The sequence below is a fragment of the Methylobacterium sp. C25 genome (assembly GCF_021352225.1).
Classification (GTDB): Bacteria; Pseudomonadota; Alphaproteobacteria; order Rhizobiales; family Beijerinckiaceae; genus Methylobacterium.
The window spans coordinates 320,787-336,150 of the sequence record NZ_JAAUVI010000003.1 but is presented as its reverse complement, the minus strand read 5'-3'; the positions used below and the strand labels follow the sequence as shown (position 1 = coordinate 336,150).

The 15,364-nt window shown below is 65.7% G+C and carries 14 protein-coding genes; 7 read left to right on the top strand and 7 right to left on the bottom strand.

From position 1 onward, the window contains the following. Window positions 1-7 precede the first annotated feature (7 nt). The gene (locus tag HCU64_RS11460; RefSeq protein ID WP_233384013.1) at window positions 8-985 is read left to right on the top strand and encodes a lipid A biosynthesis lauroyl acyltransferase; all 978 of its coding nucleotides are present in this window, start codon (window positions 8-10) and stop codon (window positions 983-985) included. On the opposite strand, the gene HCU64_RS11455 is transcribed toward HCU64_RS11460, so the two are convergent. Both HCU64_RS11455 and HCU64_RS11450 read right to left on the bottom strand, forming a co-directional pair. Then, window positions 978-2,246 (bottom strand): aminopeptidase, encoded by a 1,269-nt coding sequence (locus HCU64_RS11455; RefSeq protein ID WP_233384012.1) that lies wholly within the window; start codon window positions 2,244-2,246, stop codon window positions 978-980. The genes HCU64_RS11460 and HCU64_RS11455 overlap by 8 nt on opposite strands. A 60-nt stretch (window positions 2,247-2,306) precedes the next feature. Continuing rightward, window positions 2,307-2,600, bottom strand: coding sequence for a DUF2218 domain-containing protein (locus tag HCU64_RS11450; protein ID WP_233384011.1), 294 nt, complete (start codon window positions 2,598-2,600; stop codon window positions 2,307-2,309). A gap of 96 nt (window positions 2,601-2,696) precedes the next feature. Here HCU64_RS11450 and HCU64_RS11445 point away from each other — a divergent pair, with 96 nt between their 5' ends. Beyond that, window positions 2,697-3,023, top strand: a complete 327-nt coding sequence (locus HCU64_RS11445) for a hypothetical protein (RefSeq protein ID WP_233384010.1) — start codon at window positions 2,697-2,699, stop codon at window positions 3,021-3,023. A 26-nt stretch (window positions 3,024-3,049) separates the two neighbouring features. On the opposite strand, the gene HCU64_RS11440 is transcribed toward HCU64_RS11445, so the two are convergent. Then, a complete protein-coding gene (locus HCU64_RS11440) occupies window positions 3,050-4,504 on the bottom strand; it encodes an FAD-binding oxidoreductase (protein ID WP_233384009.1) in 1,455 nt (484 codons plus the stop codon). Window positions 4,505-4,600: 96 nt separating this feature from the next. On the opposite strand from HCU64_RS11440, the gene HCU64_RS11435 reads away from it, so the two are divergent. The 5 genes from HCU64_RS11435 (at window position 4,601) to HCU64_RS11415 (ending at window position 10,113) form a co-directional block, all read left to right on the top strand. Beyond that, window positions 4,601-5,299, top strand: coding sequence for a fumarylacetoacetate hydrolase family protein (locus HCU64_RS11435; RefSeq protein ID WP_233384008.1), 699 nt, complete (start codon window positions 4,601-4,603; stop codon window positions 5,297-5,299). A 74-nt stretch (window positions 5,300-5,373) separates the two neighbouring features. Continuing rightward, the gene (locus HCU64_RS11430) at window positions 5,374-5,850 is read left to right on the top strand and encodes an NUDIX domain-containing protein (RefSeq protein WP_233384007.1); all 477 of its coding nucleotides are present in this window, start codon (window positions 5,374-5,376) and stop codon (window positions 5,848-5,850) included. Window positions 5,851-5,924: 74 nt separating this feature from the next. Next, window positions 5,925-8,228 (top strand): FdhF/YdeP family oxidoreductase, encoded by a 2,304-nt coding sequence (locus tag HCU64_RS11425; RefSeq protein WP_233384006.1) that lies wholly within the window; start codon window positions 5,925-5,927, stop codon window positions 8,226-8,228. Between the two features lie 58 nt (window positions 8,229-8,286). Next, entirely contained in the window at window positions 8,287-8,592 is a 306-nt protein-coding gene (locus HCU64_RS11420) for an RNA polymerase sigma factor region1.1 domain-containing protein (RefSeq protein WP_267922315.1), read from the top strand. Window positions 8,593-8,730: 138 nt separating this feature from the next. Continuing rightward, on the top strand, window positions 8,731-10,113 hold the full coding sequence (locus tag HCU64_RS11415; protein WP_233384004.1) for a class II 3-deoxy-7-phosphoheptulonate synthase: 1,383 nt from the start codon (window positions 8,731-8,733) through the stop codon (window positions 10,111-10,113). 238 nt (window positions 10,114-10,351) lie between these two features. Here the strand turns inward: HCU64_RS11415 and HCU64_RS11410 are convergent, their stop codons facing one another. The 4 genes from HCU64_RS11410 to HCU64_RS11395 form a co-directional block, all read right to left on the bottom strand. Next, window positions 10,352-11,485 (bottom strand): M48 family metallopeptidase, encoded by a 1,134-nt coding sequence (locus tag HCU64_RS11410; RefSeq protein ID WP_233384003.1) that lies wholly within the window; start codon window positions 11,483-11,485, stop codon window positions 10,352-10,354. A gap of 14 nt (window positions 11,486-11,499) precedes the next feature. Then, window positions 11,500-12,798 (bottom strand): YjgN family protein, encoded by a 1,299-nt coding sequence (locus tag HCU64_RS11405; protein ID WP_233384002.1) that lies wholly within the window; start codon window positions 12,796-12,798, stop codon window positions 11,500-11,502. Window positions 12,799-12,978: 180 nt separating this feature from the next. Beyond that, entirely contained in the window at window positions 12,979-13,200 is a 222-nt protein-coding gene (locus HCU64_RS11400) for a YbdD/YjiX family protein (protein ID WP_442785952.1), read from the bottom strand. A gap of 10 nt (window positions 13,201-13,210) precedes the next feature. Next, complete coding sequence (locus HCU64_RS11395; RefSeq protein ID WP_233384000.1) at window positions 13,211-15,274, bottom strand: carbon starvation CstA family protein; 2,064 nt, start codon at window positions 15,272-15,274, stop codon at window positions 13,211-13,213. Window positions 15,275-15,364: the final 90 nt, after the last annotated feature.

The following is a 15,364-nucleotide window of genomic DNA, read 5'->3' as shown; positions in this document are numbered from 1 at the left end:
GCCGCCCGTGCTGCGTCTTGCGCTGATCCTGCAGCGCCATCTTCCCCGCATGGCCGGGCTCGCGACGATCCCTCTGATCCGAGGGATCTTCTTGCTCGCGCGCGCACTGGGCGCCGACCGTGCCAGCAACACGGGCGGATGGCTCGCGCGGACGATCGGACCCTGGCTCCCCTCGCACAAGATCGCGGTGGCGAATATCCGTGCCGCGTTTCCCGACCTCGACGAAACCGGTGTGCAGGGCATGGCCCGCGAGGCCTGGGACAATCTCGGCCGCACCGGCGCCGAGTACGCCCACCTCGATACGCTGTTCGACTTCGATCCCGAAGGCCTGGAGAAGCGCGTTTCGGTGCAGGGCATCGACCAGTTCCTAGCCGTGCGCGACGACGGTAAGCCGGGGCTGCTCTTCTCGGCTCACTTGGCCAATTGGGAACTGCCCGCGATCTGTGCCGAAAAATTCGGGCTCGAGACCACTGCGGTGTTTCGGCCGCCGAACAACCCAGCCGCGGCTCAGCTCGTCGCCGAGGTCCGGCGTAAGACGATGGGCGGCTTGGCGGCCTCGCAGCCGGGAGCCGTCTTCGCGATGCAGGGTGTAATCGAGCGTGGCGGCCATCTCGGCCAGTTGATCGACCAGCATTTCACCCGTGGCGTCGTGGTCGAGTTCTTCGGCCGCCCAGTGCTCGCGAACCCGCTCCTAGGGAAACTCGCGCGCCATTACGATTGCCCGGTCCATGGCGCCCGCGTGGTGCGCCGGCCCGGCGGCCGTTTCATGCTGGAACTGACGCCACCGCTCGAGCTGCCACGCGATGCCTCGGGTCAGATCGACGTCCAGGGTGCCATGCAGGCGATGACCCGAGTCGTCGAAGTGTGGGTGCGTGACAATCCGGGACAGTGGCTTTGGATGCATCGACGCTGGCGGCCGAACATGCTGCCGAAGCCGAAGCCCGCGCCTCAGGCGAGCCCAGCGCGGGCCGAACCGGTTAGCTGATCCACTCGCCCGCACGCATCACCGGGACGGCTCGGCCGTCTGGGGCGATCCCGTCCACGTCGATCTCGGCCGAGCCGATCATCCAGTCGATGTGGATCAGGCTGCGGTTGGCGCCGCGCGAGGCGAGATCCTCTTCGCTCAAGCCCTCGCCGCCGTTGAGGAAGCACTTCGAATAGGCTTGGCCCAGGGCGATGTGGCTCGCGGCGTTCTCGTCGTAGAGCGTGTTGTAGAACAGGAGGCCCGAGGCCGAGATCGCGGATGAGGCGGGCACCAGGGCAACCTCGCCGAGGCGTGCCGCGCCCTCGTCCGTCTCCAGCACCCTCGCGAGTACATCGTTGCCGGTGCGCGCACTTGCCTCGACGATGCGTCCTTCCTTGAAGGTCACGCGGATGCCGTCGATGAGCGTGCCCTGGTAGGAGAGTGGCTTGGTGCTCGACACATGGCCCTCGACCCGCGCCTTATGCGGCGTGGTGAAGACCTCTTCGGTGGGAATGTTGGCATTGCAGACGATGCCGTTTTTGGCTCGCGTGGCGCCGCCGCACCATTCGTGATCGTCGGCGAGACCGACGGTCAGGTCGGTGCCGGGGCCCCGGAAGCGCAGGGCCGCGAAGCGGTGGCCGTTCAGCCACTCAGTGCGGTGGCGAAGCGCGGCGTTGTGCGCTTGCCAGTCCGCAACGGGATCGAGTCCGTCGACGCGGGACGCAGCGAAGATCGCGTCCCAGAGCCGGGCGATGGCCTCGGCTTCCGGCAGATCTGGAAACACCGTGCGCGCCCAGGGCGTGGTCGCGGCCGAAACGATGGTCCAGTTCGTGGAGAAGCCGGCGATCAACTCCAATGCGGGCAGATAGGCCTTCGAGCGGGCACGGTTGGCCCGCGCGACCTTGTCCGGATCCTGCCCCGCGAGCAGCGAAGGGTCGTCGCCTGAGATGGCGAGGCGTGCGGCGCCGTTACGATAGGCGTCGGCCATGCCGTTGAAGAGCCACCCGGCAGCCGTATCGAAAGCCTCTTCTCGGGCGTGGCTGAAGCGCGCGAGCGTCGCCGCGTCGTCGCCGTAGAGCGTAGTGACCAGCGAGGCACCAGCCTTATAGGCCTGCTCCGTAATGGCGCGGGCGAGCGCGACCGATTCCAGCGGCGCGGTGAGGATCAGCTCTTGCCCGGGTTGCAACCCGAGCCCGACCTTGACGGCGACCTCGGCCAGCCTGTCGAGGCGCTCGGAGAAATTCAGGGCGGCGGTCTCCGCCCCGCGAACGGCCACGGTCATAATACGTCCTTCTGACCCAACGATCCGGCTCAAGATCGGGCGAGGACGGCGCGGTTCAAGTCAGGCGGCGCGCGACCAAGTGATGTCGCCGAGATTCTCGCGGAAGGCGAAACGCAGGAGATGGTCAGCGACGACGTTCTCGAGGCGGGTCAGGCCGGCGGGATCGGGCGTGGCAACCTTCATCAGAAGGGCGTCGGCGCTGGCCTCGAAGGTGCAGACCCGGTCTTCGCCGAAGGGCACGACGCCATGGTCGCTATTCGCCTCGACGGGAAATTTGTGGCTCCAGTGCCGGCAGAGCTGCGTCAGGTACCGGCTCGCTTCGGAGGTCGGCACTCGCGCCTGGGAGGTGGGCATCGTAACGGCTCCTTTCTCTCTTCTGGTCAGTTCGGTTTTCGGTTCGAATAGGGATTCGGCATTCGGCGCCCAGCTTGTTCATCCAGCCGGGCGATATTGCGGCGCAGCGCAGCCGTCGCCCGCGATGCCATTGTGGTGGCGCTGGTTCGGGGCATCCGCACGCGCAAGGTCTCCGCAGCAGAGGCGCAAGGCCACATCGTCGCCGAGAGCGGTGCTGAAACCGTTAAGCTTGCGTCACTCATCGCCTCGATCCCGAATCCGGTGAAGGCTGCGAACGTTCCGGCATACGTGCCCTGCATCACCGCCAGGAAGCTTGGCTATGACGCAACGCGATACGTAAATATGCGCCTGTTTTGTGCGCTGCACAACAGCAATTTGCGTGGCAGAACGCCGAGGCCGCGCGCTCGCGCGGGCCGCACATGACCCCGGCTCGTCCCCCGTCGATCCCGTCAGACCGGGAGCGCAGGGGGAGCGTCGTCGCCGAGCGCAACGATTTTCCCTGGATTCATCAGGTCATGCGGGTCGAGCGCCGCTTTCAGGCGTCGCATCAGATCGAGCCCGACCGGATCGCCATAGAGCGCGAGTTCGTCGCGCTTGATCAGACCAATGCCGTGCTCAGCGGCGATCGAGCCGCCCATGCTCGATACGATGTCGTGGACGATGCGGTTGAAGCGGCTCCACTGGGCGAGAAAGATCGCCTTGTCCATGCCGACCGGCTGACTCAGGTTGAAATGGATGTTGCCGTCTCCGGCATGACCGAAAGCGCAGACGCGTAGGCCCGGCATCTCCCGCTCGCAGGCCTTGGTCGCCCGTTCCAGGAAGTCGGCGAGGCGGGACAACGGCACCGAGACGTCGTGTTTGATCGAACCGCCCTCGACCTTCTGCACGTCGGACAGATTCTCGCGCAGTGCCCAGAGGCCGGTATTCTGCGCCTCGCTCGTGCCGATGGTCGCATCCTCGACGAGGCCGTCCTCGATCGCGTTGGCGAGCAGGCCCTCCAATTCGGAGCCGGTGTCGGCATTCGGCCGGGTCGAGGACAGCTCGACGAGAGCGTAGACCGCGTGGTCGCCTGCCAGAGGCCTGACCGTGCCCGGGGCATGCTTGAGAACGATCTCGAGCCCGAACCGCGGCATGACCTCGAACGCCGTCAGGTCGCGGTCGGCCGCTCGTCTCACGCGCTGAAACAGCTCCACTGCCGTCCGGAAAGAGGGCAATCCGACGAAGCCGACGCTGCGCGAGAGCGGCTTTGGAAACAGCTTCAGCACTGCCGCGGTGATGATGCCGAGGGTGCCTTCCGAGCCGATGAACACGTGCTTGAGGTCGTAGCCCGCATTGTTCTTCCGCAGCGCTTTCAGGCCGTTCCAGATCCGGCCGTCGGCGAGCACGACTTCGAGGCCGAGGACGAGGTCGCGGGCATTGCCGTAGGCGAGCACTGCCGTTCCGCCGGCATTGGTGGCGAGGCTGCCGCCGATCCGCGCAGAGCCCTCGGAGGCGTAGGAGAGCGGGAACAGCATGCCGCCCTCATCGGCGGCCGCCTGGACGTCGGCGAGGATCACGCCGGCCTCGACGGTGATCGCCGCATTGCCCGGATCCAGCGACCGAACCCGGTTGAGCCGCGCCAGCGAGAGGACGATGCCGCCGAAGGGCACTCCGCCGCCCGTCAGCCCGGTATTGCCGCCCTGCGCGACGATCGGCATGCCGGCCTCGGCACAGGCGCGCACCGTCGCCGCGACCTCTTCGGTGCTTCCGGGTCTGACGACGGCGAGCGCCGTGCCCCGGTACAAGCCCCGCGACTCCACCAGGGCTGGTGCGATGTCGTCTGGCGCCGTTAGCACGTGCCGGTCACCGAGCTGCTCGCGCAGCGTCGCAAGAAGGGTTTGAGCCGCGTCCTGTGAGTGGGGCATGGTGTCGTGCGGGATGATGACCGGCTGTCGAAGACGCTCTACATAGCAGGAGGCCCCCGCCTTTGAAGGACGCGCGGCCACGTAAAGGCCGCGACCATGCTTTCCGTGATCTCCAATCCACCCCGGATCGTCCTGCCCATCGTCGGCAGCGAGGACTTGTTTCCCGTCCGCCGTGTCTACTGTGTCGGACGCAATTACGGGGCGCATGCGCGCGAGATGGGTGCCGATCCGGACCGCGAGGCACCGTTCTTCTTTCTGAAGCCGGCCGATGCGCTACAGATGATCCCCTACGGCATCGTCACCGATCATCCGTATCCGCCGCGCACCGAAAAATACCATTTCGAGGTCGAACTGGTGGCGGCGCTCGGCCACGGTGGCCGCGACATCCCCGAGGCGGACGCACTGGCCTATGTCTACGGCTACGCCATCGGCCTCGACATGACGCGCCGCGACCTGCAGGACGAGGCCAAGCGCATGTCGCGGCCTTGGGACATGGGCAAGGGTGCCGATGCCTCCGGCCCGATCGGTCCGCTGCATCCGGCCTCGGCGATCGGTCACCCGGCCAAGGGCGCAATCACCCTGGCGGTCGACGGAAAGACGCGGCAGAGCGGCGACCTCTCGGAGATGATCCAGTCCGTCGCCGAGCAGATCGCGTTGCTCTCGACCTATTTCGAGATGCATCCCGGCGACCTGATCTTCACGGGGACTCCGTCGGGCGTCGGCCCGGTCGTGCGCGGCGAGACCATGACGGCCTCGATCGAGGGGCTGGGAAAGATCGATCTGAAGGTGGTGTGAGACGGCCGTCGCGATGACGGAGCGGAGCCTCCGGACATGAGGACCATCTTGCCTCCTCCCGCACGAGGCCCGGCATGGCCCTGAACCTCGATCTGCCGCTCCTGCGCCAGCTCGCCCACGGCGCCGCCCTGCTGACCCGCGGCATGACGCTCGGCGTGCGCGGCATCGCCATCGACGGCGACAATCGGGTCTGCCTCGTGCGCCACACCTACGTGCGCGGCTGGTACCTGCCCGGCGGCGGCATCGAGCCCGGCGAGACGGCCGCCGCCGCCATGGCGCGGGAATTTCGCGAGGAGGCCGAGCTGATCATCGATCCGGCCGCGCCGCCGCGCCTGCACGGTTTCCTGCTGAACGCCCGTCAATGGGGGCGCGACCACATCGCCCTCTACGTCGCGCCCACCTTCACCTTGGCGCGCGCCAAGGCTCCTGATCGCGAAATCGCCGAATGCGGCTTCTTCCCGCTCGACGCGCTGCCGGCAGATACCACGCGCGGCACCCGCGCCCGGCTCGATGAGTTCCGCGAGGGCAGGGCGCCGGACGCGCACTGGTAGAGCACAGCCGCTGCGGCCCCAGCGGAACCCGCGATTTCGCCTGGTGTTACCGCTTATCAGTGCGGAGGCGCGCCGTGGGACATCCGACGATCGAAGCCTACGAGGACCCGGCCGGCGGCTGGGGATCGGCAAAGTCGCTGGTCGAGATCCTGACGCGGGAGGAGATCCCGATCTCCGGCGCCGCGATGCTGATGAAGCAGAACAAGCCCGATGGCTTCCAATGCGTGTCCTGCGCCTGGGCGAAGCCGGAGAAGCCATCCACTTTCGAGTATTGCGAGAACGGCGCCAAGGCGACGGCCTGGGAGCAGACGCGCAAGCGGATCGGACCGGACTTCTTCGAGCGCCACACGGTCTCGGAACTGCTCGGCTGGAGCGACTACGATCTCGAGGAGGGGGGGCGCCTGACGCATCCGCTTCGCTATGATCCGGCCAGCGACCGATACCTGTTGGTGTCCTGGGAGGATGCCCTCGCCGAGATCGGGCAAGAGTTGCGCGGCCTCGATCCGAAGTCGGTCGTGTTCTACGCCTCGGGCCGGGCCTCGCTCGAAACCTCGTACATGTATGGTCTGCTGGCGCGGATGTACGGCAACAACAACCTGCCGGACTCCTCCAACATGTGCCACGAGCCCACCTCGGTCGGGCTGAAGCAATCGATCGGCGTTCCGGTCGGCACCACGGTGCTGAAGGATTTCGAGAGCACCGACTGCATCCTGTTCTTTGGCCAGAACGTCGGCTCGAATGCCCCGCGGATGCTTCATCCGCTGCAGGATGCGCGGCGGCGCGGCGTTCCGATCATCACGTTCAACCCGTTGCGCGAGCGCGGCCTTGAGCGCTTCACGAACCCGCAATCGCCGCTGGAGATGGTGGCGAAGTCCTCGACCCGGATCTCCACGCAGTATCACCAACTGAAGGCCGGCGGCGACATCGCGGCGATCACGGGCATCTGCAAGGCCCTGCTTGCGGCCGATCGCGCGGCGCAGGCGACGGGCGGCGTCGGCGTGATCGACCACGGCTTCATCGCCGAGCACACGCACGGCTTCGATGAGTTCGTGCGCTATTGTGACGGTCAGGCGTGGCCGGTGCTCGAACGCCGCTCCGGGCTGAAACGCGCCGATCTGGAGGCGACGGCCGTCGTCTACGGGAATGCGGAGCGCGTGATCGGCATCTACGGGATGGGCCTGACCCAGCACCGCAAGGGCACCGAGACTGTGCAGATGCTCGTCAACCTGATGCTGCTGCGTGGCAATATCGGAAAGCCCGGAGCCGGCATTTGCCCGGTGCGCGGCCATTCCAACGTCCAGGGCCAGCGCACGGTCGGCATCTCCGAGAAGCCGGAACTGGTGCCGCTCGACCGGTTGAAGGAGCAATACGGGTTCGAGCCTCCCCGCGAGAAAGGTTTGAACACCGTCGAGGCCTGTGAAGGCATCCTTTCAGGCGCCGTGAAAGGCTTCGTTGCGCTCGGCGGAAACTTCGTGAGGGCCATTCCCGACACCGAGAGGATGGAGGCGGCTTGGCGCCGGCAGCGCCTTACCGTTCAGATCTCGACCAAGCTCAATCGCTCGCACCTCGTCCACGGCGAGATCAGCTACATCCTGCCATGCCTGGGCCGCATCGAGATCGACGAGCAGGCCAGCGGCCGGCAAGTCGTCTCGATGGAGGATTCAACGTCGTGCTTCCATGGCTCAACCGGTGTCGCTCATCCCGTGAGCGATCAAGTGAGATCAGAACCGTGGATCGTCGCCGGCCTCGCCAAAGCAGCACTGGCACCGAACCCGCGCATCGATTGGGATGCCTGGGTGGGCGACTACGCCAAGGTGCGGGAAGCCATCGAGTCGACCTACCCGGCAGTGTTCGAGAATTTCAATGCCCGGCTGTTCGAACCCGGGGGGCACCACAAGCCGCTCGCGGCGCGCGAGCGCCGTTGGGAGACTGCGACAGGCAAGGCCAATTTCGCCGTGCCGGCCGGCCTGAACGAGGATCCCGATCTGCCGCCCCGGGGGCCAGAGGTGCTCGACCTGATCACCCTGCGATCGAACGACCAATTCAACACCACGGTCTACGGTTATCACGATCGCTTTCGCGGGGTGAAAGGTATACGGGACGTGCTCTTCATGCACGCGGCCGACGTTGCAAGGCTGGATCTCGCGGACGGCGAGACGGTCGATGTCGTGACCGAGTCGGCGGATGGATACGTCCGCTCCGTTCAGGGTCTCAGGGTCGTGACGTACGACATCCCTGAGGGGAATTGCGCCGGCTACTACCCGGAACTGAACGTGCTCATTCCGCTCTGGCACCATGACGAGCAGGCCAAGACGCCGGCGGCAAAGGCGATTCCGGTCCGCATAGCCAAGACTCGCCGTTCCGCCGATGCGAATTGACGGATTGCAACAACGCGGAGACCTCGACGTGGGCGACACACCTTCCATATTCGACGGAATGGACCGGAAGGATACGGACCCTAACGACGCGGCCCACGCTCGACGCCAGGCGGTGATCGACCGCATGCTGCATGACGCGCTCACGAGCGTGACCCGCCACGCTCTGCCGAGTCACTACGCGCTGCCAGCCGACATCCGCCGTACCGTCGACCGCCTGCTCGCCAAGGCCGATGCCGAGCGCCGCACCGCCCTGACGTACGACGATCTCGAAGAGGCGCTGCCCCCTCGCGACGTGACGGCCGAGGATCTCGAAGCGATCTTTTGGGTGCTGGCCGAGTACGGGATCGAAGTCGAAGAAGGCTAGAACCTGACGTCGCGGCTGCTCGGCAGTCGATCGCTCGGCATAAACCTCGCCACCCTCCGAAAACCTCTCTATAAGCCGCGCTTTCCGCGCGGGTACATCGCCCGCGCCGATGCACGAAGAGGTGTGCGGAGTACCGTCATGGCCGAGCGTTGGACCCCGAAGAGCTGGCGTAACCTGCCGATCCAGCAGGTGCCGTCCTATCCGGATGTCTCCGCCCTCCAGGCCGTCGAGGCTCAGATCTCGAGCTTTCCGCCGCTGGTTTTTGCAGGCGAGGCCCGCAAGCTGAAGGCGCAGCTCGCGCGCGTCGCTGCCGGTGAGGCCTTTTTGCTCCAGGGCGGCGACTGCGCCGAGAGCTTCGACGAGCACTCCGCCGACAACATCCGCGATTTCTTCCGCGTCTTCCTGCAGATGGCGATGGTGCTCACCTTCGCTGGCGGCTCGCCGGTGGTGAAGGTCGGGCGCATCGCCGGACAGTTCGCCAAGCCACGTTCGTCGCCGACGGAGACGCTGGAAGGCGTGTCGCTGCCGAGCTACCGCGGCGACATCGTCAACGGCATCGGCTTCACGGAAGAGGCGCGCATCCCGGATCCGCGCCGCCAACTCGAGGCTTACCGCCAGTCGGCAGCGACGCTGAACTTGTTGCGCGCTTTCGCGACGGGTGGCTACGCCAACCTGGAGAACGCGCATCGCTGGATGCTCGGCTTCGTGAAGGATAGCCCGCAATCCTCGCGCTATGCTGACGTGGCCGGACGGATGTCGGACGCGCTCGACTTCATGCGGGCGATCGGCATCAATCCGGAGACGCACCAGGAGGTGCGCACCACGGATTTCTTCACTAGCCACGAGGCCCTGCTGCTCGGCTACGAGGAGGCACTGACCCGCGTCGATTCAACGAGCGGCGATTGGTACGCCACGTCGGGCCACATGCTCTGGATCGGTGACCGCACTCGCCAGCCGGACCACGCGCATATCGAGTATGCGCGCGGCATTCGTAACCCGATTGGCCTCAAGTGCGGTCCGTCGATGACCGCCGAAGGTCTGCTTGGTCTGATCGACCAGCTCAACCCAGAGAACGAGCCGGGGCGCCTTTCGCTGATTTGCCGCTTTGGCGCGGAGAAAGTCGGCGATCATCTGCCGAACCTGATCCGGGCGGTGGAGCGCGAAGGCCGCACTGTCGGCTGGATCTGCGATCCGATGCACGGCAACACCATCTCGGCGGGCCGCTACAAGACGCGTCCTTTCGAGCGGGTGATGCAGGAGATCGAGGCCTTCTTCGGCGTCCATCGCGCCGAAGGGACGATTGCCGGCGGCATCCATCTGGAGATGACGGGCAAGGACGTTACCGAATGCACCGGCGGCGCCCGCGCGTTGACGGCGGACGACCTGCAGGACCGTTATCACACCTATTGCGACCCGCGCCTCAACGCGGAGCAGGCGCTGGAGGTGGCGTTCCTGACCGCTGAACTGGTCAAGCGCGAGCGCGCCGAGATCGAACGTCCGCGCCTCGACGCAGCAGAGTAGTATTCCAAACGGGAACGGCACGGGACTTTACAGTCCCGTGCCGTTTGTAGCTGGCGTCAGTGCAGCCAGGGCGTAAAGAAGTAGATTAGCAGGATCACCGGAAGCGGGATTCCGATCAGCCAAAGCAAGCCGCCTTTCAGCATCGCGTGAACTCCTAACGAAATTGCACCGGGTAACGGCCAAGCGCAGGTTTTCGTTCCTGGAATTCTTGCGAAGCTGTTGACAGCCCGAAAGGAGCTCATTCGACCGGCTTTTTTGGCTTTTCGTCTCCAGGCGTTGCCTTCGCCACAGGGCAGATCTTCTTCAAAGCTTGCCAATCCTCATCCGACAGGATGTGTTTGTCCGGCTGTGAGCCGCCGGCGAGGCGGCGGATCGTGGCAGCACGCTCCTTGGTGTAGGGATGGCTGCGCAGGAAGCCCGTCGGCGAGCTCTCCTTCTCGGCATCCTCGTCGATGTGCTCCAGGATCGTGGCGAGGGCGGCTCCGTCGCCCCCGGCCCGCAACATCATCGCGACGCCATAGGCGTCTGCTGCCCTTTCCGCATCGCGAGAGTAGCCGGCCGAAATGGCTGCCTGGCCGATGCCGATGATCAGCGTGGATCCCGTGAGGTCGCCAAGGATCAGGCTGAGCAGGAACGAGACGCCGCCCGCCGTGATCACCGCCTTCGTCGGGTCGCGGTGGGCGACATGGCCGAATTCGTGGGCGAGCACGCCGGCGAATTCATCGGCCGAGTTGGACTTCGCGATCAGGTCGGACAGCACGATGACGCGGGCGCCGGGCAGCGTCAGCGCATTGGCCATCGCGTGCCGCCGGACACTGACCAATGGTTTGACCGGCAGGTCGGCGCCTTCGGTCATGCGGGCGACGAGCCGGTCGAGCACGGCTTTTCCGGCTGGATCGTCGCAGAGCGGCGGGCTACCCAGCAGGGACACCACCTGTCCGTCGACCGAGGCGCCAAACTGCGTCTCCACCGATGGTGGCACCAGCGGCGCGATGAGGCCGGCGGAGGCCGGAACGCCGTAGATCGCAACGAGCAGGACCGAGACGCCTGCGGCAATTGACCAGAGCACGAGGCGCAGCACGCCGCCATGCGCCTCGTCATCGACGCGGAGATCGGGGCAGCGCGCCCCGATCGCGCTGGCCAGCGCCTCGTCGGTAAACTCCACCCGCGCCGGGCTGCCGGCGAGGGTGAGCCGCATGGTCGGCGGCTCGGTCTCGCTGGCGCGGATATCGATGAGGCTCCACTCCTCGCGGATCTCGCCGCCCGTGATCCCGAGATGATCCCCGAGACGCAGCGTGACCGGATGCGGCCGCGCGCTGCGCCCATCGAAGAACGTGCCGCTCGTCGTGATCGTCGAGAATGGCACGTTCATCGGCAGGGGACCGGTCAGAACCCGATCTCGATCGCGCCGCCGACGTCGAGCGCGTCGGCGAGGCCTTCGTTGAGCCCGCTGGCGGTGCGGCGCGAGGAGGCAAGGACCGCGTTGAGCGCCTCGACATTCTCGATCGTCGTCGTGTCCGTAACGGCGCGCCAAAGGCGCACGGTGATGATGCGGACCGCGAGCACGGCGAACGCTAGCAGCATGCCGAGATAGAGCGGGATGACCAGCAGAACGAGCAGCCAGTGCATGCCGCTGAACGCGCCGGTATTGCCGCCGCCGCTCGCGACGATGGCGACGACGATGCCGATGATGATCGCAAAGACAGCGACAAAGCCGAGCATCGCGAGGAAATAGATGATGTACGGCCAGTAGAACTGGCGCGCCCTAAGCGTGGACTGCAGGCGAGACGCACCGAGGGCCGCAGCGTTCATGAAGGCCCGTGTCTCTCTCGCGCGATAGTATGGAAACAACAGCACGGCCAGCGGGATGAAGATCGCGGAGACGACGCCGACCACTGTTCCGTAGGTCGCCAGCGGAGTTCCGGCATAGATCGGATTGAAGATGAACTGGCCCGGCTTGTGCGGGTCGGGAATCATCATGTCCGTCGGGATCGAGAATTTGTTGGCGATCAGGAAGGCGAGAAAGCTGACGAGAAGCGGCCCGAGGCCGACGACGTAGAGCAGCAGCCACGGCTTCAAGACCATGCCGCCAGTCGCCGTCGAGGCCATGCGGCTGTCGCCAATCAGCGTGTGGTTGATGCGGTAGCGCTCCAGCGAGGCCCTCATCCAGGGGAAGGCGATGCCGAGGGTGACGATCGTGAGCAGCCACCAGCCCAGCGCCATGCCGACATAGGTGATGGCGGAGCCATCCTGACCCAGTCGGATGCCGCGCCACAGCGTGCGCGACGCCCGATAGCGCCGTCCACGAAAGATCGCGTACTGCCCGAGAAAGAATAGGAAGATAAAGGAAATCGGTCCGGCAAGCGCTGCCAGGGCCGGGCTGGCCAAGCTCAGGCCGAACAGGAGCAGGTAGATCGGCACCAGGACGGCAAGCGCGACCAAGAAGCCGAGAAACAGTTCCTTGCCGCGTCCCGTATACTCACCCGGTGAGCCGGCGACGACCGTGCGACTCCAGAAGTATCGCCGCAGATTTGTGATGTACCAGAAGCGGTAGATGCCGAATGTGACCAGTGAGAGCAGAAAGCCCTTCACGACGATGCCTGTGAGACCCTTGGTCTCCCGGTCAAAAGCGATCACGCCTATTCTCGACGGGTCTGCGCCCGGCATCGATCCCGATCCACTCATCCCACACCCTCTCGTTTGGCAGTCAAACTAGACGGAGTTGCGCGGGATGCACGCCAAAAATCGGTGCTTTGTCGCACCGTTCACGGCCCATTGCTTAGGCCTAGACTGTTGAGCCGACGAAGAGATGAAGCGATCGCGTGCGGGTGGGCGCCGGGCGCTGGCCGATCCGGTGCACCGGCCTCAGCAGCAGCGGAAGCCGCTCTTGTTGCCGACGCCGAAGCGGGCGTTTTCCCGGTTGCGGAAGAACTCCCGCTCGCTCATCGGCGCCAGATCCGGATGGGTCTTGGTGACGTGCGTGACGTAGGCGCCGTAATTGCCCTGCCCGATCATCAGACGAGCGCCGTCGCACACGCACTGACTGAGCGCCTTGAGGCGGGCTCGGTAGTCGGTCGACGGCGCCATCATGGTTCCCTCACTCTGCCGGGGCGAGCTTCGGATCGGCTTCGAGCGCAGTCCAGCGGTCGGTCCGCATGGCCTTGACGCAGGACATGATGCCAAAGACCGCAATCGCCACGACGAGGCCGACGAACAGCACCGCCAGAGCCGCGTCGATGCGATTGTTCAGCACGATCTGGTGCATCTGGTCCATGTTCTTGGCCGGTCCGAGGACCTTGCCCTCGGCGATAGCGTTCGAGAAACGCTCAGCCTGGGCCAGGAAGCCGATCTTCGGATCGGGCGAGAAGATCTTCTGCCAGCCGGCCGTGAGGGTGCAGATGCACAGCCACGCCGTCGGGATGATGGTAACGAGAGCGTAGCGCTCACGCTTCATCTTGAAGATCACCACGGTGGCGAGCGTCAGCGCCACGGCCGCCAGCATCTGGTTCGAGATGCCGAAGAGCGGCCACAGCGTGTTGATGCCGCCGAGCGGGTCGGTCACGCCCTGGTAGAGGAAGTAGCCCCAGGCCGCGACGCAGAGGCCCGTGGCGAGGATGCTCGGCGCCCAGGCACTCGTATCCTTGAAGCCCGGTGCCACCAGCCCCAGCAGGTCCTGAAGCATGAAGCGCCCGGCTCTTGTGCCTGCGTCGACCGCGGTGAGGATGAACAGGGCCTCGAACAGGATCGCGAAGTGGTACCAGAAGGCCATCATCGCCTTGCCGCCGACGGCGGACGAGATGATGTGCGCCATGCCGACCGCGAGGGTCGGCGCGCCGCCGGCACGCGAGATGATCGTGTGCTCGCCGACATCCTTGGCCGTCTGCGTGATCTGCTCGGCCGTGATCGTGAAGGCCGGGTCGAGCTTGGTCACGGCTGTCGCCGCGCTCTCAGCGGTGGTGCCGATGAGGGCGCCGGGCGAGTTCATCGTGAAGTAGATGCCCGGCTCGATCACGCTCGCCGCGACGAGGGCCATGATCGCGACGAAGCTCTCCATGAGCATGCCGCCGTAGCCGATGAAGCGGGCGTCCTTCTCGTTGTCGATCAGCTTCGGGGTCGTGCCCGAGGAGATCAGGGCATGGAAGCCCGAGACGGCGCCGCAGGCGATGGTGATGAACAGGAATGGGAAGAGCGTGCCTGCCCAGACCGGGCCGGTGCCGTCGACGAACTTCGTCACCGCCGGCATCTGCATGTGCGGCGCGACGACGGCGATACCGAGCGCGAGGCCGACGATGGTGCCGATCTTGAGGAAGGTCGAGAGGTAGTCGCGCGGGGCGAGCAGCAGCCACACCGGCAGGATCGAGGCGACGAAGCCGTAGCCGATCAGCATCCAGGTCAGCTGGGTGCCGGTGAAAGTGAAGAACGGGCCCCAGTACGGGTGCTCATTGATCTGGCCGCCGAGGAGGATCGCCGCCATCAGCAGCACGAAGCCGACGATCGAGACCTCGCCGACCTTACCGGGGCGGATGTAGCGGGCGTAGATGCCCATCAGCATCGCGATCGGGATCGTCGCCGCGACGGTGAAGGTACCCCAGGGGCTCTCGGCGAGCGCCTTGACCACGATCAGCGCCAGAACGGCGAGCAGGATGATCATGATCATGAAGGTGCCGAACAGCGCGATCACGCCGGGGACCACGCCGAGCTCGGCGCGGATCAGCTCGCCGAGCGAGCGACCGTCGCGGCGCATCGACACGAACAGGATCATGAAGTCCTGGACCGCGCCGGCGAGCACGACGCCTGCCAGGATCCAGAGCATGCCGGGCAGGTAGCCCATCTGCGCCGCGAGCACCGGGCCGACCAGCGGGCCGGCGCCTGCAATGGCCGCGAAGTGGTGGCCGAACAGCACGGTCTTGTTGGTGGGAACGTAGTCGAGCCCGTCATTGTGGACGTGGGCCGGCGTCTGGCGCTTGGGATCGAGCGCCATCACCTTGTCGGCGATGAAGAGCGAATAATAGCGGTAGGCGATCAGGTAGACGCAGACCGAGGCCACCACGACCCAGAGGGCGTTGATCGACTCGCCTCTCTGTGTGGCTACGATGGCGAGCGCAGCAGCGCCCAATGCTCCGACCAGGGCCCAGGGCCCGTGCTTCTGTACCGCGCCCATCGACGCTTTCTCCCGGCTAAGCCGTCATTTTTGATTCAAACGGCCTTCAAATTCGCTTTTAGACAGTCTGCAAAAGATTTCCAGTTGCAA

Bases quoted from the DNA above. Each gene is read 5' to 3' on its own strand.
- HCU64_RS11455 (WP_233384012.1), bottom strand. From the start codon at position 2,246: ATGACCGTGGCCGTTCGCGGGGCGGAGACCGCCGCCCTGAATTTCTCC.
- HCU64_RS11450 (WP_233384011.1), bottom strand. From the start codon at position 2,600: ATGCCCACCTCCCAGGCGCGAGTGCCGACCTCCGAAGCGAGCCGGTAC.
- HCU64_RS11440 (WP_233384009.1), bottom strand. From the start codon at position 4,504: ATGCCCCACTCACAGGACGCGGCTCAAACCCTTCTTGCGACGCTGCGC.
- HCU64_RS11435 (WP_233384008.1), top strand. From the start codon at position 4,601: ATGCTTTCCGTGATCTCCAATCCACCCCGGATCGTCCTGCCCATCGTC.
- HCU64_RS11430 (WP_233384007.1), top strand. From the start codon at position 5,374: ATGGCCCTGAACCTCGATCTGCCGCTCCTGCGCCAGCTCGCCCACGGC.
- HCU64_RS11420 (WP_267922315.1), top strand. From the start codon at position 8,287: ATGGACCGGAAGGATACGGACCCTAACGACGCGGCCCACGCTCGACGC.
- HCU64_RS11415 (WP_233384004.1), top strand. From the start codon at position 8,731: ATGGCCGAGCGTTGGACCCCGAAGAGCTGGCGTAACCTGCCGATCCAG.
- HCU64_RS11410 (WP_233384003.1), bottom strand. From the start codon at position 11,485: ATGAACGTGCCATTCTCGACGATCACGACGAGCGGCACGTTCTTCGAT.
- HCU64_RS11405 (WP_233384002.1), bottom strand. From the start codon at position 12,798: ATGAGTGGATCGGGATCGATGCCGGGCGCAGACCCGTCGAGAATAGGC.
- HCU64_RS11400 (WP_442785952.1), bottom strand. From the start codon at position 13,200: ATGGCGCCGTCGACCGACTACCGAGCCCGCCTCAAGGCGCTCAGTCAG.
- HCU64_RS11395 (WP_233384000.1), bottom strand. From the start codon at position 15,274: ATGGGCGCGGTACAGAAGCACGGGCCCTGGGCCCTGGTCGGAGCATTG.